Here is a 4,831-nt window from a genome sequence, read left to right as displayed (position 1 = left end):
TTTCCTTCAGGTACCAGGATGAAGAACAATCAGCAACCATTTTAATGTTGCTGCGTCGGAATAAACTTTTATTGAAAATTGACCCAGCACCGATTAATTTTTTTCACTGCTGAAAATGAAAAAATATTTTCATCCCCACCCTGTGGATTGTTGTTTGGATAATACATATTTTATGAAAATTGGTCAACCGATACTTTAAGAAAGAGTCAAAAAACAGGGTTCTTTGTTGCGCCTATTCATCTCCGATTGGAATAGTATGTGAGGATTGAAAATTAGTTGGTTGAAGTGTGGAAATAAAAAAGGCACCCATTATTTTATTACACGCATTTCCGAGAGAGGAACTCTCATTTTTATTGCTACAACTCTTCGTTCCACTATTTAATCACCCCTTCCTTTTTCAGTTCCTGGATTTCCTGATCCGTGTAGCCTATCTGGCGCATGACCAGATCAGTGTGTTCTCCCAAAGTCGGGGCAAAACTCCGGGTGCCTGCTTGATTGGCACTAAAGTGTATGGGATAGCCAGGGATCGTCACATCACCAAGGAGGCGGTCCTTAAAATTAACCATATATCCATTGACCTGGGCCTGAGGATCATTCTTGATTTCATTGATGTTTAGAACAGGGCAAACCATCAGTTTTTCTTTGAGCAATGTCTCTACCCATTCGTCTCGTGTCTTCGTTGCAAAAACCTTGTCAAAAATGGCGACCAACTCGGCACAGTGATCCTCCCTTCCCGAGTTATCCTTAAACCGAGGGTCGTCAAGAAGGGTGGTTTGGCCGGTAGCTTTACAGAAGAGAGGCCAGTATTTCTCTTCGGGATGATGTGTAGCCATGACCCATTTTTCGTCCTTGCAACGGAAAAAGTTGCGTAGGGGAGAGTGGTCGTAGCGGTTAGGTGAAATATCCATCGGACCAAGCGATAAAACATTGGACAACATCATATTGGGATACATCAGCCAAAGCCCTGTTCCATAAAGGGAGACATGTACTTCTTGACCTATTCCAGACCGTTCTCGGACAAGAAGAGCGGTCAAAATAGCATGGCTTGTCGCGATGGCCGTTGCCTGGTCAATAACCCCCCCATGTAGTAAGGCAGGCTCTGACGCGCCGGTCACAAACATTAATCCTGAGCGGGCGAGACCAAGAGGATCGAAAGCGCCAAGATCCTTCATCGGGCCCTCGGGTCCGTATCCTGAGACATTGGCGTGGATGATCTTAGGATTCACCGGGTGCAGGCTGTTATAATCAATGCCCAATTTGGCTTTTGTGCTTTGGCGTAGGTTTGTGAGAAAAACATCTGCCTCTTTAATCAGACGATGGAAAATCTCACGTCCATTCTCTTTTTCAATATCGAGATAAATCCCCTTTTTGTTCCGATTTGATATCTGAAAATAAAGGTTCTCCCCATCCGTGAAGGACATGTCAATCCGTCCCAACCTAGTCCAGTAACGCTCTGGATCGCCTAACCCTGACTCTATCTTCACTACATCGGCCCCCAAGTCGCCGAGGATTGAACTGGCTCCAGGGCCAGCATGGAAGACCCCATATTCCACTATCTTTATCCCCTCAAGAGGCATCGGCCTGTGTCTCGTGTTGTGAATAGTGTCTATCATCAGGTCTCCTCCTTTTTCCCTTAATCAAGGTTGAAAACAATAGCATAAAAGATGATGCCATTTTTGGCAACGATCACAATCCTATACTACTTAAAGATTGCCAAGATGTTTCCACGCCAAATGGCTTCGGGAAAGAACAGCCAGGTGACCAGAGGCGTCTTCGACGGGCCGCATGAGATCGAGTTCAATGCATGGACAGATTCGTTGATCTTGGCATCTGCAATTTGATGTGCCTCTTCGTAGTCTGAGTTGTCTTGACCCATTCGACGGCGCTAAGCCCCTCCTTTCAAGGCGGGGACGGAAAGCGTCCCTCAGGGTCAACCCTGAGCCTTCGACCCAAGCTCAGGCCAAAGGCAAGTCCCGGCACTTATACCGGGGAGTCGAAGGGTTGACAACCGGACGCATTTCACGTTAATGAGAATCGATTTGCAACCAACTCCTGTAAGGATGCATGAACACGAACGCCACCACTTCGGTCTTTGATTGGCTCGACGGACTGAAATTCAACCGCTTCCACAGACGACTCCTCATCCTGGCCAGTTTGGTCACTATCTTTGCAGGATACAATTCGCAGATCATCGCCTACATCGTGCCGTTGGCACTCAGGGAGTGGCAGCTGACTCCGGTCGAAGCCGGGACAATGATCTCCTATGGGTTTCTTGGCCTCATGGTCGGTGCTGCGGGTTTCGGACTGGTTTCCGACCGGATCGGGCGGAAGAAGTCAATCATGATTGTCGTCGTTGTTTTTTCGGTTTTCAACAGTGCCGCTTACTTCGCTCCGAACTTCGAAGTTTTCTGTCTGCTTCGCTTTCTTTCCGGTATCGGCATCGGCGGAGTAATACCCTTAACGATAACCCTCGTATCAGAATTCGCTCCTGCCGGGGTGCGGGCAAGATTTCTCACGTTTTCAGGGGGATCCTTCACCATCGGATGGACGTTGGCCGGCCTCATTGCCATGGGGCTGGTGCCCCATTTCGGGTGGCGAATGGTGCTTCTCATTGGGATCCTGCCAATCTTCCTCCTTCCGGCGCTGCGGGCCTACCTGCCTGAATCGGTGCGTTTTTTTGTTATGAAGAAGCGCTATGCCGACGCAATTCGGGAAATACAGAGAATTGAGAAATTGGCCGGGATCGAGCCGCGTGTGTGGAGACCGGACGCCTTCACACAGGCCGATCCGGTTTTTGCTGCCGGGCTCCGGGAGGTGTTCCGGCCGGGGTTGAGGGTCATGACTATCCTTGTCTGGGGCACCTACCTTTTCAGCATGCTCGCCCTGTACGGGCTTTCGACCTGGCTGCCGACACTTCTTGCCAACTCCGGTTTTTCTCTTGTCAAAAGTTACAGCTTCGGAATTGTGCAGTCCCTTGGGGCTTTTGTGGGTGGTTATCTCCTGGGCTGCCTGATGGATGCCTTTGGCCGGAAGCCCGGGCTTTGCCTGAGCTTCTTTCTCGGAGGCCTCTCGCTCCTTTTGTTCAGTGCGGTAACGTCCGATCTGGTTCTGTATATCGCAGGAGCAGCGTCAGGTATATTTCTGGTCTCCATCCCTGCAGCCCTCCATGTGGTAGCCGGTGAAATCTATCCCACCCGCATTCGTTCGCTGGGTCTTGGTTCAGCATACGCTATCGGAAGGGTCGGGTCAATTACAGGACCGATCCTTGGCGGGATCATCCAGATGGCGGGCTTCAGCTTCAGTCAGTTCTTCCTACTCTTCTCCGTGCCCAGCTTCATTGGTGTCATCCTGGTTGCTTTCTACCCTGTGGGGGTCAGGAGGGAGAGCCTGGAGGAAGTGACGGCAAAGCTGCTCAAATAAACAGAGATGCGGGATCAGGTCTTGCAATAATACAATAAAAAACCAAAGCTTCTTTTTGCTCTCAAAATGGCTCCCTTGAGGGAATGGCTGGCCTGGGAGTGGAGGCAGGGCGCCGGGACGAAGGACACCCTGAAAATACTGGGCGAAACGGGAAGGGGTAGGTCTGCTCCTATCAGGCTAAACAGGTCATGGCCGGGCGGGCCATTTGGTCCTGTTCTCCTTTTTTGGTTCTCCTGAGAAAGTCCAGGACGGTGCGGGTATAATCCTCCGGTCGTTGCTCATAGGTGTTGTGGCCGCATTTGGGGAAGATAGCCAACTCGCCCCGTGGAAGGTGTCGGTAAAAAGTAGTTGATTGTTCCACGTCAAAGATGGAGCTGCGATCGGGATAGAGCACCAGGGTAGGGCAGTACACCAATGGCAGGATAGGCCGTAGATCAAAATGGTTTGATCCGTAAGCGCCGCCATGCTTGGCAAATTGATTATAATTACTCTCTGCCGCCGCCCCGTGCCAATCAATCAACTTGGCCTTCAGCCAGGGTTCCAGATCAGCAAATTTGTTTACAAGCCGGGCCCTGTTGAGCTCAGTCATGGGAACCTCGCTATAACATTGGGTGCTGGCAACAGTCAGGGTTTTAACCTCCTGGGGATATTTAATGGAATAGTCAACCCCCACGACACCGCCTTCGCACTGTCCAACTAAATGGCATTCTTTGATGCCCAATCTTTCTTTTATTATCCGAAGCTCTTCCACGCTTTCCGGCCGATAACGACCACTTTCATAAAAATCCAGAAAATCATTCCCCCGTTCCGATCGCCCAAAGCCCCGGCGGTCAAATATTACTACTCTGTAACCTTCAGCTACAAAGGACGGATAGATGTTGTTCCAAATCTTGGTGCAGCCAAAACCATGGTGCATGAGGATAATGACTTCACCTTCACCATGAACCTCATAATAAACCTGGAGATGATTAACTGTCTCGAATGGCACGGGTTGCTCCTGGGGTTTTTCTTCCTTCTTTGTTCGTCTTTGTTTTCTTGCACATTGATCAGAACTTCAATGCTCCAATGGGGAACCTCTTCTACTGATATTGACAAGAATTCGCTTTGGGATGGATTGAATATACAAAGATGGAAAGTAGTACGTCAAGAAAAATCGACCACAAGATACGAGAGCGGTTTGTTCATCTGTTTGAGCCACCACTCAACAGTAAGAAATTGATGGAATAGGTTGAGAGCCGATTTCCCCGGAGCTGGCTTTCATGAAATATTCTCCTTGTTCCCTTCTACAAAAGCATTCAACGTGGAAAGAATACTTCTCACATTTACAAGGTAGGCCTTGGATTGGATGCCATTGCCCCGATGGTATTTGCCAAAATCCTTCCCAAAGAACTTATAGACATGGCAGGTTAAA

General features: G+C 49.2%; 3 protein-coding genes. 1 reads left to right on the top strand and 2 read right to left on the bottom strand.

What is annotated here, in order from left to right; translation table 11 throughout:
- Positions 1-374: 374 nt before the first annotated feature.
- Positions 375-1,613, bottom strand: a complete 1,239-nt coding sequence (locus JW883_00845; protein MBN1840817.1) for a CoA transferase — start codon at positions 1,611-1,613, stop codon at positions 375-377.
- 451 nt (positions 1,614-2,064) lie between these two features.
- On the opposite strand from JW883_00845, the gene JW883_00840 reads away from it, so the two are divergent.
- Positions 2,065-3,420, top strand: coding sequence for an MFS transporter (locus tag JW883_00840; protein ID MBN1840816.1), 1,356 nt, complete (start codon positions 2,065-2,067; stop codon positions 3,418-3,420).
- A 172-nt stretch (positions 3,421-3,592) separates the two neighbouring features.
- Here the strand turns inward: JW883_00840 and JW883_00835 are convergent, their stop codons facing one another.
- Positions 3,593-4,408 carry an alpha/beta hydrolase gene (locus JW883_00835; GenBank protein MBN1840815.1) on the bottom strand — a complete coding sequence of 272 codons (816 nt, stop codon included), beginning with the start codon at positions 4,406-4,408 and terminating at the stop codon, positions 3,593-3,595.
- Positions 4,409-4,831 lie beyond the last annotated feature (423 nt).

This window comes from Deltaproteobacteria bacterium, assembly GCA_016930875.1.
Taxonomy (GTDB): Bacteria; Desulfobacterota; Desulfobacteria; order Desulfobacterales.
Note: the sequence above shows the minus strand (reverse complement) of the source record. Positions and strands in the feature narration are given on the sequence as shown.

Excerpts from the sequence above, each read along its gene's own strand:
- JW883_00845 (MBN1840817.1), bottom strand. The coding sequence starts at position 1,613 with ATGATAGACACTATTCACAACACGAGACACAGGCCGATGCCTCTTGAG.
- JW883_00840 (MBN1840816.1), top strand. The coding sequence starts at position 2,065 with ATGAACACGAACGCCACCACTTCGGTCTTTGATTGGCTCGACGGACTG.